This window comes from Burkholderia sp. BCC1993, from assembly GCF_905339865.1.
GTDB lineage: Bacteria > Pseudomonadota > Gammaproteobacteria > Burkholderiales > Burkholderiaceae > Burkholderia.
On record NZ_CAJPGZ010000002.1, the window covers coordinates 384,471 to 406,136 of the forward strand.

The window sequence follows — 21,666 nt, forward strand, 5'->3', positions numbered from 1 at the left end:
TGCGCGGCGACGCGAGGTGACACGATGGCCGGCAAGCTCGATCCGTATCGCCGCAAACGCCGCTTCGACGCGACGCCGGAACCCGAAGGCGCGCACGGGCGGCGGCGCGCGAAGGCGAACGCGACACCTTCCGGGCGAGCGACCCGGCGTGCCGGCCACCCGCTGCGCTTCGTGATCCAGGAGCACCACGCGCGGCGCCTGCATTACGACTTCCGGCTCGAACTCGACGGCACGCTGAAGTCGTGGGCCGTGCCGAAGGGGCCGAGCGTCGATCCTTCGGTGAAGCGCCTCGCCGTGCAGGTCGAGGATCATCCGCTCGAATACGCGTCGTTCGAAGGCGAGATTCCGCCCGGGCATTACGGCGCGGGGGCGGTCGTCGTATGGGACGAAGGCACGTGGACGCCCGACGGCGGCCTCGCGCAGGCACGCGACGGCTATCGCGCGGGCAAGCTGACGTTCCGGCTCGACGGCGAAAAGCTGCACGGCGGCTGGGCGCTCGTGCGCAGCGGACGGCAGCAGGGGCGGCAGGTGCAGTGGCTGCTGATCAAGGAGCGCGACGACGACGCGCGCAGCGAGGCCGAATTCGACGTCGTCGGCGAGCGGCCGGGGAGTGTGCATGACGGGGCGGCGTCGGCGACGCGTGCGGATGCCGCGGGCCGCTCGACGCGCGCGCGCGGGGCGCAACGCGGCCGGCGCGACCCGGCCGACACGCGCGCCGCAGCGCATGACGATCATGGCCGCGACGCCCGCGACAGCCGAGATAGCCACGACGGCCGGCCCGCCGATCCGTCCGCGATCGACGGTGCGGTACGCGCGCCGCTGCCCGAGCGCGTCGCGCCGCAGCTCGCGACGCTGGTCGACGGCCCGCCGACGCAGGGCGACTGGCGCTACGAACTGAAATTCGACGGCTACCGGATCCTCGCGCGCATTGCGGGCAAGGGCGCCCGCCGACACGTGAAGCTGATGACGCGCGAAGGCCGCGACTGGACCGTGAAGCTGCGCGCGCAGCGCGACGCGCTCGCGGCGCTCGACGTCGACGACGCCTGGCTCGACGGCGAGGCCGTCGTGCTCGGCAGGAACGGTCTCCCCGACTTCCAGGCGCTGCAGAACGCGATCGGCGCCGGACATTCGGATGCGGTCACGCTGTTCGTGTTCGACCTGCCTTGTCTCGACGGTTACGACTTGCGCGACGCACCGCTCACCGCGCGCCGCGCCCTGCTCGAACCGCTGCTCGCCGACAGCGACCCCGCGCGGCTGCGCTTTTCGCCGGATCTCGGCGACGACGTCGCATCGCTGATCGCGAGCGCCTGCGATACCGGCCTCGAAGGGCTGATCGGCAAGCGCGCGGAATCGCGCTATCGCGCCGGGCGCTCGCCCGCGTGGATCAAGCTCAAATGCCGGCGCCGGCAGGAGTTCGTGATCGGCGGTTACACCGAGCCGTCGGGCAGCCGGCACGGCTTCGGTGCGCTGCTGCTCGGCGTGCATGAGCCGGCAGCGGCCGGCAAGCGGCGGCGCGGGCCTGCGCCGCTGCGCTACGTCGGCCGCGTCGGCACCGGCTTCGACACGCGGATGCTCGACCGGCTCGCACCGATCCTGCGCAAGCAGCAACGCGATACGACGCCGTTCGATCCGCCGCCGCGCGAACGCTCGCGCACGCGCGTGCACTGGATCGAACCGACGCTCGTCGCCGAATGCGAATTCGCGGAGTGGACCGGCGACGGCATCGTGCGGCAGGCCGCATTCATCGCGCTGCGCGAGGACAAGCCGGCGTCGCAGATCGTCCGCGAAGTGCCGAAGCAACCGGAAACGGAGGGGGCGATGGAGCGACGCCAGACCACGCATCACGAAAAGCACGAACGCAAGCACGCGGCGCACGTCGATCACGCATCGCACGCATCGCACGCATCGCACGCATCGCACGCGTCGCACGCCGATCACGCCGATCACGCCGATCACGCCGATCACGCCGATCACGCCGATCACGCCGATCACGCCGATCACGCCAATCACGCCAAGCACGCCAAGCACGCCAAGCACGCCAAGCACGCCGATCACGATGCAAGCGGCCGCAAGCACCACGCACGTTCGAGCCCGTCCCCCCACGCAGCACGCGACGATACCGATTCCGACGCGCTCGGCCGCGTGCGCATCACCCATCCCGATCGCGTGCTCGATCCGCAGAGCGGCACGCGCAAGATCGATCTCGCGCATTACTGGCAATGGGTCGCGCCGTGGCTGCTGCCGGACCTGAAGGGCCGGCCCGTGGCGCTCGTGCGCGCGCCCGGCGACATCGCGGGCGAGCTGTTCTTCCAGAAGCACGCGGAGCGCCGCGAGATCCCGTTCGTCACGCAGCACGCAGGACTCGATCCGGGCCACGGTCCGCTGCTGTCGCTCGACAGCGTCGACGCGCTGCTCGGCGCCGCGCAGATGGGCACGATCGAGCTGCATACATGGAATGCGCACGCGTCGAACATCGAGCGGCCGGACCGGATCGTGTTCGACCTCGATCCCGATCCGGCGCTGCCGTGGCGCGCGATGACCGACGCCGCGCAGCTCGTGCGCGGGCTGCTCGACGAACTGGGCCTCGCGTCGTTCTGCAAGACGAGCGGCGGCAAGGGGCTGCACGTCGTCGTGCCGATCGTGCGGCACCTCGGTTGGGACGACGCGAAGGACTTCTCGCGCGCGCTAGCGCAGCATGTCGCGGGCGCGCTGCCCGACCGTTTCACCGCGACGATGGGCCCGCGTCACCGGCGCGGCAAGATCTTCATCGACTACCTGCGCAACGGCCGCGGCGCGAGCACGATCGCCGCGTATTCGGTGCGTGCGCGGCCCGGGCTGGGCGTGTCGGTGCCGCTGCGCTGGGACGAGGTGCCCGCCACCACGGGCGGCGCGCAATGGACGATCGACACGCTGCACGAGCGGCTCGAGCGGCTGAAGCGCGACCCATGGGAAGGCTACGCCGGCACGCGGCAGCGGATCACCGCGCAGATGCGTGCGCGTCTCGGCATGTCGTGACGGCGCCGTCAGCGCCGACGCTGCTGCAGGCGGTGATACCAGTCCATCAGCGGCGTCGCGGACACGCCGTGCGCGATCACCGACGCCGACACGACGGCCAGCACCGGCGCCGCGAGCGGCCGCACCGCGCTGGACGGCCCGTGCTCGAGCGCGAACAGCAAGTAGTAGAACGAGCCGATCCCGCGGATCCCGAACCACGCCATCAGCCGGCGCTGCGTCTGCGTCGCGCGCGAGCCGGTGAGCGCCGGCAGCACCGCGAGCGGCCGCACGGCGACAAACAGCACGACGGCGAGCGCGGTCGAGCCCGACGTGAAGAGCGGCGTCGTCAGCGTGGCGAGCACGCCGCCGATCATCGTCATCACGAGCGCCTCGGCGATTCGCTCGAGCTCGATCGTGAAGTCGAGCACCGATTCGGTCATGAACGCATGCGCCTTCTCCGGATGCTTCTCGGTCGCGACGACGTCTTCCGAATCGATCCGGCCGATCACTTCGCGCGGCCGGCGGTCACCGCTCGCGCGATGCTCGACGCGGCGCATCGCGACGCCCGCGGCGAACGTCGCGATGAAGCCGAACGTATGCGCGAGCTGCGCGGCACCGAACGACAGCACGATCAACGCGAGCGCGAAGAAGCCTTCGAAGCCGAGTGCCTGCGCATGACGGGTGCGCAGCCAGCCGATCGCGATGGTGGTCGCCGCGCCGAGCATGCCGCCGATCGCGGCGGCGCCCGCGATGCCCCACAGCGCGGCCAGTGCGAACGTGCCCGACAGCGGCGGCGGCCCGTGCGGCGCATCGGGCGCGCCGCACAGCGCGAGGCCCGCGAGCGCGAACGGCAGCGCGATGCCGTCGTTCAGCCCGCCTTCGCCGGACAGCGCGAAGCGCACCAGGTCGCGGTCACCGGGATCATGCACCTGCACGTCGTGCGCGAGCACCGGGTCGGTTGGCGCGAGGATTGCCGCGAGCAGCAGCGCGGGGCCCCAGCTGAGCCCGAGCGTCAGCACCGCGCAGCCGGCGAGCAGCGGCACCGTGACGATCATCGCGAGCAGGCCGAGCCGGCACGGCACGCGCCACAGCCGGTCGGACAGCGGCACGCGCAGCCGCAGCCCGATCGCGAACAGCGATACCAGCAGCGCGACCTCGACGATCTCGCGCAGCAGCGGCGCGTCGCGCTGGATGTCGAGATGCAGGAGCCCGGCGCCGGACGGGCCGAGCGCGACACCGAGTGCAAGATAGATCATCGCGCTGCTGCACGGCAGATGACGCAGCGCCGACGTCACGACGCCCATGCCCATCAGCACCGCGCCGATGATCAGATACCACAGCGTTTCATGCATGCGAGCAGGCCGGGCAGGTCGACGGCGAACAGGCGGGGGCCGTCACGGCTTGCGGCCGAATGCCTCGCGCAGTTTCCGCTTCGCGCGTTCGAGCGTCGCGCGGCGCGTTTTCGGCAGGTTGCGGCCCGCGCGGTTCACGTAGAAGTTCAGCATCGACATCGCCGACTGGAACGGCGTCCCCTTGCGGCGGCGGCTGTGTTCGGCCGAGCGCTTGAGCGACGCGGCGATCCTGCCCGGGTCGTCGGACTTGAAGATCTCGGGCTCGATGTCGAGCACATCGCTTCTTTGCATGACGTCGGCGGACCAGCGCTTGCGGTGCTGCGGATCGTTGCTGCGCGCACGGCCCGGGCGGCGCGTCGCGCGTTTGCCGTGCGGATGGGAAGCGGAAGCTGAAGGCATGGCAGGGCTCTCCCTACGGAATCGGGATGGATGGCGGGTCATGGGTGTCGGCGCAATTCGCGTGCCGCCTATCGCTGGCGGCACGGGCCTTGCTGAACCTTGCTGAATCGAAGGCGCAGGCCATTCCACTACAGTGGTTCCATTGAGGGAGAGCGCTCCATGAAGCCAGCATCCGCATCGAAATCTGCCGCGCACCGGATCCTCGCGTGCGCGGCCGTCGCGCTCGTCGCGGCCGCACCGGCCACGTGGGCACAGAATTCGCAACGTTCCGACGAGGGCACCGGTGCGCCGATCCTGTCGCCGCCGGACACGTCGGCCCAGGGCACCGGCGGCAACCTGTCGAACGGCAACACGGCGGCGCCGCCGCCCGCGACCCGCATGCAGGCGCCGCGCGGCACGGGTTCGCGCGGTCAACCGGACGTGCGCACCAAGCCCGGCGGCGTGACCGGCGCCGGGACCGGCAGCATGGGCGGCGGCGCGACGGGCGGCACCGGTACCGGCAGCACCGCTACGGGCAGCACCGCTACGGGCGGTGCCGGCGGCAGCGCGGGCATGGGCGGCGCCGGTGCGGCCCCGGGCGGAACCGGCGCGGGCGCCGGCAATGGCCGCTTGCCGGGGGCGACCGGCTCGGGCGGCGGCAGCACGGGCAGCGCGGGTTCCAGCGGCTATTGACGATCACGGTGTCGCGCCGGCGCCCGGCGCGGCGCGATGGCGGCGCCGCCGGTGAGGCCGGCCTGTCGCCACCACGCAGGAGGACATCATGCAATCGCATTCCCGGATCTCGCTCGACGACAACGGGCTGGACGCCGACGCCGCCGAGACCGACGGTCTCGATACGACGGTTTACGTCGACGTTGCGACCGGCAGGATCATGTTTCATGCGGCGTGGGCGTTCGCGCCCGATGCGCCGCGCGATACCGCGCGGCACGCGGTCGTGCTCGCGCTCGACTGCGACACGATGGAGCGCTATGCGGACCTCGACATCGCCGCGCGGATGCGCGTGCACGCGATGCTGCACGACAGCGTGCAGGCCACGCTCGACGCGCTGCCCGACGTCACCGAGGACCTGACGCTGACGATCGAGCTGACCGACGCGATGCTCGACGCCGCGCGTCACCTGCAGTGAGCGCGGCGAGCCGGCATCGGCCCGCCTCGGGTACGTCTCCGCATGCAGGCCGCCGGGCGGCTGCCGCCGGCAGTCGCCGGCGTCGCGTTACATCCTGTTGAAATCTTTGCAGGCGCCGCGCGGCGCTATCCGACGGGGGGCGCGCACGCATCACGCCGCGGCGCGCGTGGGCGCCGCCAACCGCCGATCGCGGGTCGCGCCCCTTCAAGGCGCCACCGCGCGGGCCGCCATCCCGACGGGCGCGGCACGCCGATTGCTGCGTTGATGTATACGGCAGGGTACGGCACGCCCGGGTGCCACAACACGACAGGGAGCGATTCATGATCGGCAAGCTGGATCATTGCAAGGTAGCGATACTCGCGGTCGACGGCTTCGAGGAAGCCGAACTCGTCGAACCGCAGCGGGCGCTGACGGCAGAGGGCGCGCAGGTCGACGTGATTTCGCAGAAGCGCGGCGAGATCCAGGGGTTCAGGCACGTCGACAAGGGCGATCGCGTGAAGGTCGACCGCACGTTCGACGATGCGCGCGAAGGCGATTACGACGCGGTCGTGCTGCCGGGCGGCGTGGTCAACGGCGACGCGATCCGGATGCTGCCGGCCGCGCGCGAATTCGTGACCGCGGCCGTCGGCGCGGGCAAGCCGATTGCCGCGATCTGTCACGGCGGCTGGCTGCTCGTGTCGTCCGGGCTGGTGGACGGCCGCACGATGACGAGCTGGCCGAGCCTGCAGGACGACATCCGCAATGCGGGCGGCAAGTGGGTCGACCAGGAGGTCGTGCGCGACGGCAACCTGATCACGAGCCGCAAGCCCGACGACCTGCCCGCATTCAACGGCGCGCTGGTGCAGTGCCTCGCGTCGCGGGGGGCCTGAGCGATGCCGGCCGGACCCGTTCGTCACGTGACGCTGACCGACGCGCCGCCCGAGTTCGACGGCGCGGCGCTGCAGATGCGTTTCGTCGTCGAGGTCGACGGGAAGCCGCAAACGTGCGCGATCACGGTCGAAGCGCTCGAGGATCATTTCGGCGCGCGCTCCGCGCTCGAAGCCGACTTGCGCGATGCGTTCGAGCGCGGCCGTGCGCGCATCGAGGCCGCGTGCGCGGACGTGCTGGTCGACGGCAAAGGTGGCGTGGAACTCCACAGCGGCTACTTCCGCGTGCGTGACAAGGCGGCCGGCAAGACCGCCCGCGCCGGGATGTTCCGTTCGCGGAAGTCGTGAGTCGCGCGGCGCGTGCGTGCGCGGCGGGGTCGTGCGGCGTGTGCCGCTGCCGTGCCGCGGTGCGCCCGTGCCGTTCCATTTGCTCCAGTCGCTCCATTACACGCCGTTGAAATCTTTGCAGCGGCCCCCCAAGCGCCTTGAAGTGACACATCGCGCCGCGCGCCGGCTGCGCGCGGGGCGGCTCCGTCCCAGATACTGGCACGCTCCCTGCATGTCTCCCCAGATCGCGGCGCACGATTTGCACCTGCGCCGTCGCGATGCCATCTCGTATCGCGTCAAGCCGTCAAATGGGGGAGACAACATGCTGACCGCACATGAATTTGCCGCGCTGTTCCTGGTCCATCGCGCGCCGGAACAGATCCAGGCCGACCGCGAAGATATCGTGTCGTTGGTGGAACAACACCTGATCGAGATGCGCGCCGACGCATCGGGCGCGAGCCGGCTCGCCCTGACGCCGAACGGGCTGTCGATGGTGCAGCGCATGCTGCGGCACGCCGGGCGCGGGTTCGGCAGTGCCGACGCGTGATGCCGCAAGGCGCGACTCAGCGCGCGATCGCGACCGGCGCGTTGACCTGCACGGCCGGCGTATCGCTGTCGAACGGCGGCGCGCACTGGAAGCGGTCGATCACGCCCGGTTCGAACAGCAGGCAGCAGGTCGAGCCGCCGTACTGGAAATAGCCGATCTCGTCGCCCTTGTCGATCCGCTGCCCCGGCACGACTTCGATCACGCACGACGACACGTCGCCCATCCCGACGAACACCGCGGCTACCGTCCCGATCCCCGGATCGTCGCAGTCGATCGCGACCACCGCGCGCGCGGCGACGGCCGTCATGTAGCCCTGCGAGTCGTTGAGCCCGGCCGGGTCCGGGCCTTCCGCTTCCGCGACCGAGTAGTAGGTGCCGTCGACCCGGTACGCATGCGTGACGGTGCCGCGCACCGGCGCGTGCCAGCGGTGATAGTTGTACGCGCTCAGATACGCCTGGTAGAGGTCGCCGCCGACGAAACGCTCGGCAAGCGGCAGCCGCGCGGGCGTGAAGATGTCGCGGAGCGAATACGGCTGCCCCTTGATCCAGAACCTGTCGCGGATCTTCACGCTGGATTCGGTGTGATACGGCGCGGCCTCGCACGCACTGACGATCACGTGCGAATCGTCCGGCGCCGCGACCGGCCGCGCATCCGCGCGAAAGCGCCGCGTGAAGAAGTCGTTCCACGAGTCGAAGCCCCAGTGCGGCTGGTCCTCGCGATACTGGAACTGCGACAGGCCGAGGCGCGTGCGCGCTTCGTCGCAGAACCAGCCGTCGGGCGGCGATGTGTCGAGATGCGCGCGCGAATGCGGGCCGCCGAGGAAGTCGCACCACACGTTCAGCACCTGCTTCAGATGCGCGTTGACCGCCGCGTCGCGAAACACCGCGTGGCCCGACGGCATGCACATCGGCCAGTCGAGAAACGCGTTCAGCGGGCACACGACCAGGCTCGTTTCGCTGAACGGCGGCGTGTAGGTCATCAGGTGGTCGATCACGGTCATCAATTCGCCGATCGATGTGTAGCCGAGCATGCGGCCCGATTCGAGCGCCTCGTCGATCGCGCGGGTGAGGCTCATGCGCAGCACCGCGCTGTCGTCGAACAGCCGCGCGAGTGCCTGCACGGCCGGCGTGCGCAACTGTTCGCCGGCCTGCGCGCGCGCTTCGTTCGCAATGTTTGCGCGGTACCCGGCCATGTGCGATTCCTCGCGGGCCATCCATTCGCCGAGACGATGGCGCGTTGCGGGCGGCGTGCTGCGGTCGGTCGGCATGGTCAACTCCGGTCAGGGTTGCGGTACGAAACAGGGGAGCAAAGCGCTTGCCCGGCAGGCGGCACCCGGATTGCTGCGCGTTTCAACGAAGGTCTCTTTCAATGAGCCGGGAGGACACACATGAACGCAGCTTCGAATGCGCGACAGACCCAGGACGCGGCGTCGACCGACGAGCACCGCGGCAGCGAACAGCGGACCGTCGCACCGACCAGCACGCGGGCGCGGGTGCGCGCGGCGACTTCCCGCGACGGCACGCGGCGAAACGAACCCAGCAGCGGGAACAGGCCGGTGGCGCCGAGCCGCAGGGAAGGGGCGGGCGAGTCGCATTGGGAGGATGACGGCGGCGCGATGCCGCCCGAAGAATGGTCGTGACGGGGTGACGCGCAGCGGCGGGAAGCGATGCATTCCTGCCATCGTTTCCACATTTCGAGTATTATCGAAAAATGGAAACGAACCAGACCATCGCCGCACTGGCGGCACTCGCGCACGAGTCGCGCCTCGCCGTCTTCCGCGCGCTCGTGCAGGCCGGCCCGTCGGGCTTGCCGGCCGGGCAAATCGCGACGCTGCTCGACGTGCCGCCGTCGTCGCTGTCGTTTCATCTGAAGGAACTGGCCCATGCGCAGCTCGTCACGAGCCGCCAGGAAGGCCGCTTCGTGTTCTATTGCGCGAACTTCGCGACGATGAACGGGCTGATCGGCTACCTCACCGAGAACTGCTGCGGCGGCAATCCGTGCGCGCCGGTGTCCGCCTGTTCGACTTCCTGCTCCGGCCAGACCTGAGCACGCATTCACCCGCCCGCCCATGACCACCAACGTCCTGATTCTCTGTACCCACAACTCCGCGCGCAGCGTGCTCGCGGAGGGGATGCTCAACCACTGGGCCGGGAAACTTGGCCGCGACGTGCGCGCCTACAGCGCCGGCAGCGCGCCGAGCGGCCGGCTCAATCCGTTCGCGCTGGATGCGCTCACGCGCGCCGGTGTCGACGTCACCGGATACCGCAGCAAGAGCTGGGACGAATTCGTCGGCGACGGCGCGCCGCGCCTGCGCATCGTCATCACGGTATGCGACAGCGCGGCCGCGGAGGCTTGCCCGTACTGGGCCGGCAGCCCGGTGAAAGTGCATTGGGGCTACGCCGATCCGTCGAACGCCGAGGGCGGCGATGCCGGCAAGCGGCTCGCGTTCGAACTGACGCGCGAGGCGCTCGGCTACCGGATGCTGCAACTGCTGACGCTGCCGCTCGAGCGCATGAGCGACGCTGAACTGCAGGCGGCGTTGACCGCCATCTCGCTAAACTGAGCGCTTGCACGGCGGCGCGCGTGAACCGGCGCGCCGCGTGCGTTGCTCCCGCACGGAATCCTCTTCGATGAACACGTCCAACGCGATCCCGCCTCGCCATGCCATTGCGAAGCCCGCGATCAATTTCTTCGAACGCTACCTGACGCTCTGGGTCGCGCTGTGCATCGTCGCCGGCATCGCGCTCGGTCAGATGCTGCCCGGCCTGTTCCAGCAAATCGGCCGCATGGAGTACGCGCAGGTCAACCTGCCGGTCGGGCTGCTGATCTGGGTGATGATCATCCCGATGCTGGTCAAGGTCGACTTCGGGGCGTTGCATGAAGTGCGTCAGCACGTAAAAGGCATCGGCGTCACGCTCATCGTGAATTGGCTGGTCAAGCCGTTCTCGATGGCGTTTCTCGGCTGGCTGTTCATCCGGCATCTGTTCGCGCCGATGCTGCCGGCGGACCAGGTCGACAGCTACATCGCCGGCCTGATCCTGCTGGCCGCCGCGCCGTGCACGGCGATGGTGTTCGTGTGGAGCCGGCTGACGGGCGGCGATCCGCTGTTCACGCTGTCGCAGGTCGCGCTGAACGACAGCATCATGGTGATCGCGTTCGCGCCGCTGGTCGGGCTGCTGCTCGGCATGTCCGCGATCACGGTGCCGTGGGCGACGCTGCTCACGTCGGTCGTGCTCTACATCGTGATTCCGGTGATCCTCGCGCAGATCTGGCGCAAGGTGTTGCTCTCGAACGGACAGGCGGCGTTCGATGCAGCAATGGCGAAGATCGGCCCGTGGTCGATCGCCGCGCTGCTGGCCACGCTCGTACTGCTGTTCGCGTTCCAGGGCGAAGCGATCCTGAAGCAGCCGCTGGTGATCGCGCTGCTCGCGGTGCCGATCCTGATCCAGGTGTTCTTCAACTCGGCGCTCGCATACTGGCTCAATCGTGCCGTGGGCGAGAAGCACAACATTGCATGCCCGTCGGCGCTGATCGGCGCGTCCAACTTCTTCGAGCTGGCCGTCGCGGCCGCGATCAGCCTGTTCGGTTTCCATTCCGGCGCGGCGCTCGCAACCGTCGTCGGCGTGCTGATCGAAGTGCCGGTCATGCTGGTGGTGGTGCGCATCGTGAACCGGTCGAAGGGCTGGTACGAGTGCGCTTGAGCAAACCACGGAATCCATCCATGACCGACCGACTGACCGACCTGCCGCAACTCGACGCCGATCTCTTTCGCGTACCGGACGCGAGCCGCTTGCGGCCGGCGTCGCCGTCGACGCATCCGCCGCGTTTCCTGCTGCTGTACGGCTCGCTGCGCGAGCGTTCGTTCAGCCGCCTGCTGGTCGAGGAAGCCGAACGCCTGCTCACGGCGATGGGCGCCGAGGTGCGCGTGTTCAATCCGAGCGGCCTGCCGCTGCCTGACGATGCACCCGAAAGTCACCCGAAGGTGGTCGAATTGCGCGAGTTGGTGATGTGGTCGGAGGGGATGGTCTGGTGCTCGCCGGAACGACATGGCGCGATGACCGGCATCATGAAGTCGCAGATCGACTGGATTCCGCTGTCGGTCGGCGCGGTGCGGCCGACGCAGGGCAAGACGCTCGCGGTGATGCAGGTCAGCGGCGGCTCGCAGTCGTTCAATGCGGTGAACCAGATGCGCGTGCTCGGACGCTGGATGCGCATGCTGACGATCCCGAACCAGTCGTCGGTGGCCAAGGCGTTCATGGAATTCGACGAAGCGGGGCGGATGAAGCCGTCGGCCTATTTCGATCGCGTTGTCGACGTGATGGAGGAACTGGTGAAGTTCACGCTGCTGACGCGCGACATCGGCCCGTATCTGGTCGACCGGTACAGCGAACGGAAGGAAAGCGCGGAGGCGTTGTCGAAGCGGGTGAATCAGCGGGGGATCTGAACCGTACGGGTACCGCCCATCCAATCGGGAATCGATGTCATGCAACTTCGTTCTGCAGCGTTATCCGACCTGGCCGCGATCGAGGCATTGCTTCGCGCGTCGAATCTCCCGACTGCGGGCGTCGCGGAGCATCTGGAAAACTTCATCGTGCTCGCCGATCCGCCCGCGTTGACCGGATGCGGCGGTATGGAATACCACGGAGACTTCGCGCTGATCCGGTCGATCGCCGTCGCACCGCGCGCGCAAGGGAGCGGCGTCGGTCGCGCGATCATTGCGCGGCTGATCGCGACGTGCCGCGCACGCTCGGTCCATGCTATCGGGTTGCAGACGACGACCGCGGAGGACTATTTCGCCGGTTTTGGTTTCGTGCGCGTCGCCCGCGAGAATGTACCGCGCCCGTTGCTCGCGTCCAGCCAGTTTCAAGGCGTGTGTCCGGCTGCGGCCACTGCCATGTTGTTGGCGTGTTGAGCGGAAATGCCGGAACGCGGTGAGATGGTTCGCCTTGGGGCGCCGACCGCCTTTGCATAAATCCGGTTACGGCTACCGGCTCATCGTATCGGCTGCCACCAGCGCCGCGACCGGCAACGCGGCAAGACAGCGATCGAGCCGCAGCATGCCGTCCGGCGCGTCGATTTCGCTCCCGTCGTTCAGCCAGTCGATCCACCGCTCGCTCGCGCCGCGCGGCAACACGATCGCGGTATCGCCCCATTCCCGAGGCGCGATGCGCGGCAACCCCGGCACTTCGCCGAGCAAGCGGCACGCGAGCCGCGTCACGACGACCACGATCGTCGCCGTCTCGTCGCAGCGCGCGAACGCGACCGCATGCCGCCCGAGCCTGCCGCGCACGCGCAGCGGCACATACGCACCATCCGAGAACGTCGCCGGCCAGCGGGCGCGCAGCGCGAGCATCCGCTCGACAAGTGCGCGCTTCACGCGTGCGTCGGGCCAGTCCCGCAGGTACGCGGCGACCGGTTCGTCGACCCGCTCTGCCGCGAGCTTCGCGAACGGTACGTCGCGCCGGTTGTCCGGATCGACGAGCGAGTGATCCCATGACTCGGTACCTTGATACAGATCGGGCACACCCGGCGAAGCCATCCGCAGCGCCGCCTGCGCGAGGCTGTTGACGACACCGGCCGGCGCGATCCGTGCGACGAACCCATGCAGCCGGTGCACGAAATCGCCCGCGCCATGCGGCGTCAGGATCGCGCGGACGAACCGTTCGCAATCGCGCTCGTAGTCCGCGTCGGGTGCGAGCCAGTCCGTATGCTGTTTCGCTTCGCGCAGCGCCTTCGTCTGCCAGCGCACCACGCGCCCGGCAAGCGCCGCCAGCCCGGCCGCATCGTCGGGCGCGAGCGCCGGCGGCCAGCAGCCGACGAGCGTCTGGTACAGCAGCGCTTCCGCAGCCGGCCCGGGCGCCCACGCGAGATCGCGATGCGCGCCGCCGCGCCGCGGCTGGTTCAGCGCGGACCAGTCGAGCGACACCGCGCGCCACAGGTCCGGCACTTCGCCGAGCACCGCGAGCCGCGCGCGCGCATCTTCGCCGCGCTTGTGATCGTGGGTCGCGGTCGCGACGAGCGTGTGCGGAACGGTGCGCGCGCGACGGCGGTTGCGCGCATGGAACGCCCCGCGCGACAGGCTGAAATCGCCCGCATCGGCGCCGACCTCGTTGCGCGACAGCAGCCGGCCGTAGCGATAGTTGGCGGTATCCTCGACGCCCTTCGCGGCGAGCGGTGCGGTGAGCTGCGCGAACGCGACGCGCGCCGCGTGCAGCGCCTCGGCATCCGCGCGCGGCGCGCGCGTGCCCGGCAGCCCGAGCCAGCCGGCGACGCGATCGAGCGCGTAGCGCTCGGATGGATCGATCGTCGCGCACGCCGCGTCGTACGCGTGCGCCAGCACGCGACGATCGGCGCCGGTCGGCTCGTTGCCGGGTGTCGGGTACATCCGGTACACGGGAAGGTGCACGGCGAGTTCGCCCAGCACGCGATGAATCGCGATCCGGCTGAGGTCGCGCGTCGCGGGGGCCGCGCGCGCAATGCGGTGCAACGCCCGCGCGACGCGTTCGTGCTCGCCGGCAAGCTGCCGCTTCAGCACGCGCCGCTTGCCGGCCACCGCCTCCTGCGCGAACGACCGCGCCGATCCCGACACGGCCGCCCAGTGCGCGGCGAGCGGCGCCGCGCCAGCCGGATCGTGCAGCAGCGCGGCGACGTCGTTCATGAAGTCGTAGCCGGTCGTGCCGTCGACGCGCCAGTCTTCACGCAGCGTCTCGCCCGGCGCGAGGATCTTCTCGACGACGAGATAAGGCCGCTCGTCGCGCTGCGCGGCGAGCCGCGCGTGCAGGCGGCGGCAGTACGCGCCCGGGTCGGCGAGGCCGTCGACGTGATCGACGCGCAGGCCGTCGAGGCAGCCGGCCGCATGAAGCGCCAGCGGCAGCGCGTGCACCGCGTCGAACACCGCTTCGTCCTCGACGCGCACGGCCGCGAGGGTCGCGATGTCGAAGAAGCGCCGCCAGTTCAGCTCGTCGGCGGCCGTGCGCCACCACGCGAGCCGGTAGTGCTGGCGTTCGAGCAATCGATGCAGGCACGCGCGCGAGCGTGCGCGGCGCGGATCGGCGCCGCGCAGTATCGCGTCGAACGCATGCGGGCCCTGTGCCGCGGCGTAGTCGCGCAGCGCCGTGTGCGCGTCCGCGAGGCGCGCGCTGCCGCGCACCGGCGCGGCGGCGAACCGTTCGGCGAGCGCATTCAGGTCCGCACGGTTGGCGATGCGCAGGATCTCGGCGTAGGTCGCGGCGGCGACCGGCAGCGTCCTGCCCGGGCATGCGATGAAGAAACGCCCGCTCGACGGCTCGGCGGCGAGCGCGACGTCGCCGGCGGCGAGCGCGTCGCCGTAGGGCGCGCCGAGGCAGGGCAGCAGCACCTTGCCGTGGAGCGCCGCGTCAGGCGGATGCCAGTCGATGTCGAAGTAGCGCGCGTACGGGCTCGCCGGCCCCCATTCGAGCACGTCGTTCCACCAGCCGTTCGATGCGCCGCCGACGCCCATGTGGTTCGGCACGATGTCGGCGATCACGCCGAGGCCGCGCGCGTGCAACGCGTCGACGAGGCGGCGGAAGCCGGCTGCGCCGCCGAGTTCCGCGCTGATCGTGTGATAGTCGACGGTGTCGTAGCCGTGCAGCGAACCGGGCTCGGCCGTCGTGATCGGCGACAGGTACAGGTGGCTCACGCCGAGCCGCGCGAAATAGTCGGCGTGCGCGGCCGCGTCGTCGAACGTGAAGCCGGCGTGCAGTTGCAGTCGCAGGGTCGCGCGCGGTGTCATGCGTCCTGCTCCCGGACGCGGCGTGCGCGCTCGATCGCCGCGATGCGTTTGCGTACGTCGGCGTCGAACAGCACGTCGACCGCGCGCGGCAGCCGGCGCAGCCAGTTCGGATGGCCGCGCGGCGGGCCGGGGAGATTCGGTTGTGCATCCAGTGCGAGCAGATCCTCGAGCGGCACGATCGCGAGCGGCGACGGGCTGCGCGCGACATACGCGAGGACTGCTCCGACGGGTGGCGTGCCGGCAGGCGGTACCGGATCACCGGGCGGCGCGCAGCCCGCGTGCTGCAACGCGCGCCATAGTGCCGCGCGCTCGGTCGCGCGTTCGGCCCGGGCGGCGGCGAGGGCGGGGGCGGGCGGCGGCGTGTCGCGTGTGGCGGGCGCGCCGCGACCGATGTCGTCACCGACATTGCGCGCGCTCGCGATGCGTTGCGTTTGGCCGCTCCCGTCGTCGGTGCGTGCATGCTTGGCGGCATCGGCATCGGCATCGGCATCGGCATCGGCATCGGCATCGGCATCGGCATCAGCATCAGCATCGGCATCAGCATCGGCATCAGCATCAGCATCAGCATCACCTGCACCCCGCCGCCACTCGAGATCGACACCACGCCACCAACCCGCCACGGTCGGCAGATCGTGCGTCGACGTCATCGCGATCGTGTCGCGATCCCACGCCGACGGCGGCCGAAACGCACCATCCGCCTCACGCTCGAACCACAGCACGCGCATTCCCGCGATCCCCTGCGCGCCGAGCCGCTCGCGAAACCCGGCCGGCACCGTGCCGAGATCCTCGCCGATCGCGACCGCGCGATGCCGTGCTGCCTCCAGCGCGACCAGCCGCACGAGATCGTCGAGCGGATAGCGCAAGTACGCGCCGTCGCGCGGCGATCCGCCGTCCGGCACGATCCACATCCGCGCGAAGCCGAGCACGTGGTCGATACGGATTCCGCCTGCCTGCGCGAAGGCCGCGCGCAACAGGTCGACGAACGGCGCGAAGCCGTTCGCGCGCAGCGCGGCGGGCGTCCACGTCGTCACGCCCCAGGCCTGGCCATCCGCATTGAACAGGTCGGGCGGCGCGCCGACCGACACGCCGCGCAGCAGCGTCGTGCCGTGCGCCCACGCGTCGCTGCCCGCGCGATCGGAGCCGACCGCGAGATCGGCGATCAACCCGATCGCCATCCCGGCGTCGCGCGCCGCATGCTGTGCGTTGCCGAGCGCGTCCGACGTACACCATTGCAGGAACGTATGAAACGCGATCGTCTCGGCATGCGCGTGTGCGAAGGCGTCGACCTCGGCCGAGGCCGGCATGTGCCACTGCGCGGGCCATTGCCGCCAGTCCGCGCCGATTCCGTGTTCGATGCAGAACGCCTGCAGCGCGTCGAAGCGCGCGTGTGCGTCGAGCGCCGCGCCGCCGGCCGCACGGAATTGCTCGAACGCGTCGCGCAACGGCCCGCCGTTCGCGCGCCACGCATCGAAGCACGCGCGCAAGCGGCGCAGCTTCAGCGGCAGCACGTGCGGCCAGTCGATCAGCGGCGCATCGGGCGCGGGAGCGCCATGTGCCGCCGTGCCATGCAGCCGCCGCGCGATATCGGCCCCCGGCACCGCCTCGCAGTCGAGATACGCGACGTTGTGCCAGCGCCGCGACGACGGCGAATACGGGCTGTCGTGCTCGGGCAGTGCCGGATAGCCGGCATGCGTCGGGCTGATCGCGACCGCGTGCGCGCCGTGCCGCGCCGCGTGTGTGGCGAGGCCGGCGAGCGCGGTGTAGTCGCCCGCGCCGTCGTCGCCCGCGCGGCGCAGGCTGTACAACTGGGCCGCGACGCCCCAGCGGCGCTGCGCACCCGCCACGCCGTCGTCGGCAGTGAACGGCCGCATACGCGGCGGCGCGATGGCGAGCCCGATGCGTTGCTCGCCGATCTCGAGCGCGTGATAGCCGGGCACCGTGAGCGGCGGCAGTGCGCCGGATTCGCCCGCGTCGGCCACGCGCCCGTCGACTTGCTCGCCCGTTTCGAGCGCGATCCGGAAGCGCGCGCCCGGCGGCGCGACGCTGCGCGGGAGCGTCAGCGGCACGCCGGCGTCGCCGGTGACGAGCTGCGGCGTTGCGTCCCGGCCATCGGTCAGCGCGGCCGCGCTGTCGACCCGCTCGATCGGCGTGCCGCATGGCCAGCCGAGTGCATCGACGAGCGCGACGAGCGCGTCGTCGCCCACCCGCCGCGCGACGCCGCCCGCGTCGATCCAGTCGGGCGCCAGCCCGGCCGCACGCGCGAGGTCGGCGATCGGCACGTCGGTCGTCATTGCCGTGTGTGCCCGTTCGTGCGGTGATGGAGCGCATCGCGGTTGACCGCGCCGTCGCGCCACGCGATGCAGGTGCGCGCGGGCAGCCGCCGGTCGGCCAGCCGGTCGCGCGCGCGCGGCGGCGTCTCGAACACGATCTTGCCGACCGGCAGCCTGGGCAGCAGCGCCTCGCGCGAGCCGGGATTGAATGCGAGCGTGAGCGTGCTGCCGTCGCCGAGCCGCCAGCGCGCGACGAGCGCTTCCGCGTTGCCGTCGCCGATGCCGATGGCGGACAGCAACTCGACGCCGAGCGCGCGAGCGCCCGGTAGGTGCGGCGTCACGAGCGCCGCGCGCACGGCCAGCGCACTGCGGTAGAAGTGCCGCCACGCGTCGGCGTCGGGCCATGCGTCCTCACCGGCATGATCGGGCGACGAGCGCAGGAACGTGCCGACGTCGTTCGGATCGGGAATTGCGTCGCGATGCGCGGGATCGGCGAACGCGGAAAACGCGGCGAACTCGCGGCGCCGGCCTTCGCGCACCGCGTCGGCGAGCGCGCCGCGATAGTCGGTGAAGAACTGGAACGGCTGCGTGCTGCCGACTTCCTCGCCCATGAACAGCAGCGGCACCTGCGGCGCGAGCAGCATCAGGGCGGTCGCCGCACGCACCGCGTCGTCGTTCGCGAGCGCGCGCAGCCGCTCGCCGAATGCGCGGTTGCCGATCTGGTCGTGGTTCTGCAGGAACGTGACGAACGCGGTCGGCGGCAGGTGCGTGCTCGGCTCGCCGCGCGGCGCACCGTCGTGCAGCGGCGACGGCTCGCCCTGGTACGCGAACCCTTCGCCGAGCGTGCGCGCGAGATGGCGCAGCGGCGCATCGGCGTACGCGCGGTAGTAGCCTTCGCGCTCGCCGGTGAGCAGCACGTGCGCGCTGTTGTGGAAGTCGTCGTTCCACTGCGCGTCGAAACCGCCGGGGCCGAGCAGGCTCGCCAGATTGCGCTCGTCCTCGAGCACCAGATGCACGTGGCGCGCGTCGCCCGCATCCGCGCGCACGCGGCGGGCGAGCTCGCGCAGCCATGCATCGTCGTCGATCGCATGCGCGGCGTCGATGCGCAGGCCGTCGAAGCGGAATTCGTCGAGCCAGTACAGCGCGTTGTCGATGAAGAACGTGCTCGTCTGCGCACGCGAGAAGTCGATCGCGGGCCCCCAGGCGGTCTGCCGGTCCGCGCGGAAAAATCCCGGTGCATAGCGCGGCAGCAGGTTGCCTTCGGGGCCGAAGTGGTTGTAGACGACGTCGAGCAACATCTGCAGCCCGAGCCCGTGCGCGGCGTCGACGAGTGCCTTCAGTTCCTCGGGCCGTCCGTACGACGCATCGGGCGCGAACGGCAGCACGCCGTCGTAGCCCCAGTTGCGCGCGCCCGGGAACGCGTTGACGGGCATCAGCTCGATCGCGGTCACGCCGAGCGCGGCAAGCTCGGCCAGGCGCCGCTCGACGTTCGCATAGCCGCCGCATGCGCCGACGTGCAGTTCGTACAGCACCGTCTCGTGCCACGGCCGCCCGCGCCACGCGTCGTTGCGCCAGCGGTACGCGGCCGGGTCGACGACCTGGCTCGGGCCATGCACGTCACGCGGCTGGAAGCGTGATGCGGGATCGGGTGCCACGAGACCGTCGTCGAGCAGGAAGCGGTACAGCGTGCCGGGACCGCACGGCGCGGCGACCTCGAACCAGCCGTCCCCGGCCGGCAGCATCGCGACGCGCCGTTCGCCGTGCAGTTCGACCGCGGCCGTGCGGCTCGCGGGCGCCCACAACCGGAAGCGCGTGTGTTCCGCATCGAGGCAGGTCGCGCCGAACGACGACGCGAATGCGTGCGTGCCGGGCGGATGGGCGGTGTGTGACGTCATGGCGGCTCCTCACGAGTGCGGGGCGGGTGGCACGGCCGCGACGGCGATCACGGCCGCGTGCGCGGCGACGTCGCGGCCGGCGTCAGGCCAGCCGCGCGGGCCGGCGTCGGGCGTCGCGGTGTCGAGCAGCACGCGGTAGTCGAGCACGGGGGCGGGCAGCTTGAACGTGATGACGTGGGACGACGCATTCAGCACCACGAGCAACGCCTCGGTGCGCCCGGTGCGGCCGGTGCCGACGCGCCGCATCGTCAGCGCGCGGCGCTCGCCGTCCTCCCACGCGGGCACGGTCAGCGGGTCGCCGCGCTCGTCGAACCAGTCGATCTCGTGCATGCCCGGTGCACCGTCGCGGTCGCCGGACGGATAGTGCGGCGCCGACATCACCGGGTACATGCGGCGCAATGCAGCGAGCCGCGACACGAAGCGCATCATCTGCATGCCTTCGTCGCTGCGCGCGAGATCCCAGTCGAGCCAGGACAGTTCGTTGTCCTGGCAATACGCGTTGTTGTTGCCGTGCTGCGTTCTGCCGAATTCGTCGCCTGCCACGATCATCGGCGTGCCGAGCGCGGTAAACAGCGTGGCGAGCATCGAACGTGCGACCCGTGCGCGCAGGTCGTGGATCGACGCGTCGTCGGTGGCGCCTTCGACGCCCCAGTTCGCGCTGCAGTTGTCGCCGTGGCCGTCGTGGTTTTCCTCGCCGTTCGCTTCGTTGTGCTTGGCCGCATACGACACGAGATCGGCGAGCGTGAAGCCGTCGTGCGCGGTGATGAAGTTGACCGACGCCCAGGTGCGGCGCCGGTGATGATTGAACAGGTCGGCCGAGCCCGCGAGCCGCGCGGCGAGTTCCGGGCGCTGCCCGGCGTCGCCGCGCCAGAAGCGCCGCACGGTGTCGCGAAAGCGGTCGTTCCATTCGGCGAAGCCGGGCGGGTGGCGGCCGAGTTGATAACCGCCGGGGCCGAGATCCCACGGCTCGGTGATCAGCTTGCGCTGCGCGAGCAGCGGGTCCTGCCGCAGCGCGTCGAAGAATCCCGCGCCCGGCTCGAAGCCGTGATCCTCGCGGCCGAGCGTCACGCCGAGATCGAAGCGAAAGCCGTCGACGTTGAACGCGCTCGCCCAGTAGCGCAGCGAATCCATCACCATCTGCACGACGCGCGGATGCGACAGGTTCAGCGTGTTGCCGCAGCCGGTCTCGTCGATGTGGTAGCGCGGGTCGTCCGGCCGCAGCCGGTAGTAGCTCGCGTTGTCGAGGCCGCGCCACGACAGCGTCGGGCCGAGCTCGCTGCCCTCGCACGTGTGGTTGTAGACGACATCGAGCACGACTTCGATGCCGGCCGCGTGCAGCTGCCGGATCGCGATGCGCATCTCGTCGAGCCGCCGCGTCGACAGGTAGGCCGGCTCCGGCGCGAAGAACGCGGCCGTGTCGTAGCCCCAGTAGTTGCGCAGCCCGCGGTTCACGAGCGCGCGCTGCTGCAGGAACGCGTGCACCGGCAGCAGCTCGACCGTCGTCACGCCGATCGACAGCAGGTGATCGATGAACGCCGGATGCGCGAGCGACGCGAACGTGCCGCGCTCCGGCGCGCGCAACCCGGCGCGGCGCATCGACGCACCGCGCACGTGGGCCTCGTAGATCACGGTGCTGCGCCACGGCACGTCGGGGCGCCGGTCCATGCTCCAGTCGAACGCCTCGTCGACTACCACGGCCTTCGGCATCGCGGGCGCCGAGTCGCGGCGATCCATCGACAGGTCCGCGCGGTTCGAATGCACGCGATAGCCGAACAGCGCGTCGGACCAGCGAAAGTGGCCGACCAGCTTGCGCGCGTACGGGTCGAGCAGGAGCTTGGTCGGATTGAAGCGATGGCCGTGCTGCGGCTGGTACGGGCCGTCCGCGCGAAAGCCGTACACGGTGCCCGGATGCGCGTTCGGCAGGTAGCCGTGCCATACCTCGTCGGTGCATTCGGGCAGGTCGAGGCGCGCGAGTTCCTTGCGGCCGGTCGGGTCGAACACGCACAGCTGGATACGCTGCGCATGCGCGGAAAACACCGCGAAGTTGGTGCCGAGGCCGTCCCAGGCCGCGCCGAGCGGATGGCAGCGGCCGGGTTCGAGACGGGCGGGCAGGGCGGTCGGCATGGGGATCGTCTCC

General features: G+C 70.6%; 19 protein-coding genes. 12 read left to right on the plus strand and 7 right to left on the minus strand.

Features of this window, described 5'->3' with window-relative positions:
* Nucleotides 1–24 precede the first annotated feature (24 nt).
* The gene (gene ligD / locus U4Y91_RS04580) at nucleotides 25–3,015 is read left to right on the plus strand and encodes a non-homologous end-joining DNA ligase (RefSeq protein ID WP_321803629.1); all 2,991 of its coding nucleotides are present in this window, start codon (nucleotides 25–27) and stop codon (nucleotides 3,013–3,015) included.
* Between the two features lie 8 nt (nucleotides 3,016–3,023).
* Here ligD and U4Y91_RS04585 read toward each other — a convergent pair whose 3' ends face one another.
* Together U4Y91_RS04585 and U4Y91_RS04590 are read right to left on the minus strand one after the other, a co-directional pair.
* On the minus strand, nucleotides 3,024–4,346 hold the full coding sequence (locus tag U4Y91_RS04585; RefSeq protein ID WP_321803631.1) for a cation:proton antiporter: 1,323 nt from the start codon (nucleotides 4,344–4,346) through the stop codon (nucleotides 3,024–3,026).
* A 42-nt stretch (nucleotides 4,347–4,388) separates the two neighbouring features.
* The gene (locus tag U4Y91_RS04590; protein ID WP_321803633.1) at nucleotides 4,389–4,745 is read right to left on the minus strand and encodes a DUF3175 domain-containing protein; all 357 of its coding nucleotides are present in this window, start codon (nucleotides 4,743–4,745) and stop codon (nucleotides 4,389–4,391) included.
* 159 nt (nucleotides 4,746–4,904) lie between these two features.
* Between U4Y91_RS04590 and U4Y91_RS04595 the strand changes: the two genes are divergently transcribed.
* The 5 genes from U4Y91_RS04595 to U4Y91_RS04615 all read left to right on the plus strand — a co-directional run bounded on the left by U4Y91_RS04595 (nucleotide 4,905) and on the right by U4Y91_RS04615 (nucleotide 7,611).
* Nucleotides 4,905–5,417, plus strand: a complete 513-nt coding sequence (locus tag U4Y91_RS04595) for a hypothetical protein (RefSeq protein ID WP_321803635.1) — start codon at nucleotides 4,905–4,907, stop codon at nucleotides 5,415–5,417.
* Nucleotides 5,418–5,505: 88 nt separating this feature from the next.
* Complete coding sequence (locus U4Y91_RS04600) at nucleotides 5,506–5,871, plus strand: hypothetical protein (protein ID WP_321803637.1); 366 nt, start codon at nucleotides 5,506–5,508, stop codon at nucleotides 5,869–5,871.
* A 320-nt stretch (nucleotides 5,872–6,191) separates the two neighbouring features.
* Nucleotides 6,192–6,740, plus strand: coding sequence for a type 1 glutamine amidotransferase domain-containing protein (locus U4Y91_RS04605; RefSeq protein ID WP_321803638.1), 549 nt, complete (start codon nucleotides 6,192–6,194; stop codon nucleotides 6,738–6,740).
* A gap of 3 nt (nucleotides 6,741–6,743) precedes the next feature.
* The gene (locus tag U4Y91_RS04610; RefSeq protein ID WP_321803640.1) at nucleotides 6,744–7,085 is read left to right on the plus strand and encodes a DUF1488 domain-containing protein; all 342 of its coding nucleotides are present in this window, start codon (nucleotides 6,744–6,746) and stop codon (nucleotides 7,083–7,085) included.
* Nucleotides 7,086–7,386: 301 nt separating this feature from the next.
* The gene (locus U4Y91_RS04615; RefSeq protein WP_321803784.1) at nucleotides 7,387–7,611 is read left to right on the plus strand and encodes a hypothetical protein; all 225 of its coding nucleotides are present in this window, start codon (nucleotides 7,387–7,389) and stop codon (nucleotides 7,609–7,611) included.
* A 16-nt stretch (nucleotides 7,612–7,627) separates the two neighbouring features.
* Here the strand turns inward: U4Y91_RS04615 and U4Y91_RS04620 are convergent, their stop codons facing one another.
* Nucleotides 7,628–8,878, minus strand: a complete 1,251-nt coding sequence (locus U4Y91_RS04620) for a phosphatidylserine decarboxylase family protein (RefSeq protein ID WP_321803641.1) — start codon at nucleotides 8,876–8,878, stop codon at nucleotides 7,628–7,630.
* A gap of 120 nt (nucleotides 8,879–8,998) precedes the next feature.
* Here U4Y91_RS04620 and U4Y91_RS04625 point away from each other — a divergent pair, with 120 nt between their 5' ends.
* The 6 genes from U4Y91_RS04625 to arsN2 all read left to right on the plus strand — a co-directional run bounded on the left by U4Y91_RS04625 (nucleotide 8,999) and on the right by arsN2 (nucleotide 12,523).
* Nucleotides 8,999–9,250 carry a hypothetical protein gene (locus U4Y91_RS04625; protein ID WP_321803643.1) on the plus strand — a complete coding sequence of 84 codons (252 nt, stop codon included), beginning with the start codon at nucleotides 8,999–9,001 and terminating at the stop codon, nucleotides 9,248–9,250.
* A 71-nt stretch (nucleotides 9,251–9,321) separates the two neighbouring features.
* A complete protein-coding gene (locus U4Y91_RS04630) occupies nucleotides 9,322–9,657 on the plus strand; it encodes a metalloregulator ArsR/SmtB family transcription factor (RefSeq protein WP_321803644.1) in 336 nt (111 codons plus the stop codon).
* Between the two features lie 22 nt (nucleotides 9,658–9,679).
* Nucleotides 9,680–10,174: an arsenate reductase ArsC gene (locus tag U4Y91_RS04635; RefSeq protein ID WP_321803646.1), complete on the plus strand. Its 495-nt coding sequence runs from the start codon at nucleotides 9,680–9,682 to the stop codon at nucleotides 10,172–10,174.
* A 67-nt stretch (nucleotides 10,175–10,241) separates the two neighbouring features.
* Nucleotides 10,242–11,312 (plus strand): ACR3 family arsenite efflux transporter, encoded by a 1,071-nt coding sequence (gene arsB, locus U4Y91_RS04640; RefSeq protein WP_321803647.1) that lies wholly within the window; start codon nucleotides 10,242–10,244, stop codon nucleotides 11,310–11,312.
* A gap of 20 nt (nucleotides 11,313–11,332) precedes the next feature.
* Nucleotides 11,333–12,055, plus strand: a complete 723-nt coding sequence (gene arsH, locus U4Y91_RS04645) for an arsenical resistance protein ArsH (RefSeq protein ID WP_321803649.1) — start codon at nucleotides 11,333–11,335, stop codon at nucleotides 12,053–12,055.
* Between the two features lie 87 nt (nucleotides 12,056–12,142).
* Nucleotides 12,143–12,523: an arsenic resistance N-acetyltransferase ArsN2 gene (gene arsN2 / locus U4Y91_RS04650; RefSeq protein ID WP_321803651.1), complete on the plus strand. Its 381-nt coding sequence runs from the start codon at nucleotides 12,143–12,145 to the stop codon at nucleotides 12,521–12,523.
* A 72-nt stretch (nucleotides 12,524–12,595) separates the two neighbouring features.
* Here arsN2 and treY read toward each other — a convergent pair whose 3' ends face one another.
* Genes treY through glgX form a run of 4 tightly spaced genes read right to left on the minus strand, consistent with a single transcriptional unit; the run spans nucleotide 12,596 to nucleotide 21,653 of the window.
* Complete coding sequence (gene treY / locus U4Y91_RS04655; RefSeq protein WP_321803653.1) at nucleotides 12,596–15,364, minus strand: malto-oligosyltrehalose synthase; 2,769 nt, start codon at nucleotides 15,362–15,364, stop codon at nucleotides 12,596–12,598.
* Nucleotides 15,361–17,655, minus strand: coding sequence for a 4-alpha-glucanotransferase (gene malQ / locus U4Y91_RS04660; protein ID WP_321803655.1), 2,295 nt, complete (start codon nucleotides 17,653–17,655; stop codon nucleotides 15,361–15,363). The genes treY and malQ overlap by 4 nt, the downstream gene beginning before the upstream one ends.
* Nucleotides 17,652–19,529: a malto-oligosyltrehalose trehalohydrolase gene (gene treZ / locus U4Y91_RS04665; protein ID WP_321803657.1), complete on the minus strand. Its 1,878-nt coding sequence runs from the start codon at nucleotides 19,527–19,529 to the stop codon at nucleotides 17,652–17,654. Before treZ ends, malQ begins: the two co-directional genes overlap by 4 nt.
* 9 nt (nucleotides 19,530–19,538) lie before the next feature.
* Nucleotides 19,539–21,653, minus strand: coding sequence for a glycogen debranching protein GlgX (gene glgX, locus U4Y91_RS04670; RefSeq protein WP_321803658.1), 2,115 nt, complete (start codon nucleotides 21,651–21,653; stop codon nucleotides 19,539–19,541).
* Nucleotides 21,654–21,666 lie beyond the last annotated feature (13 nt).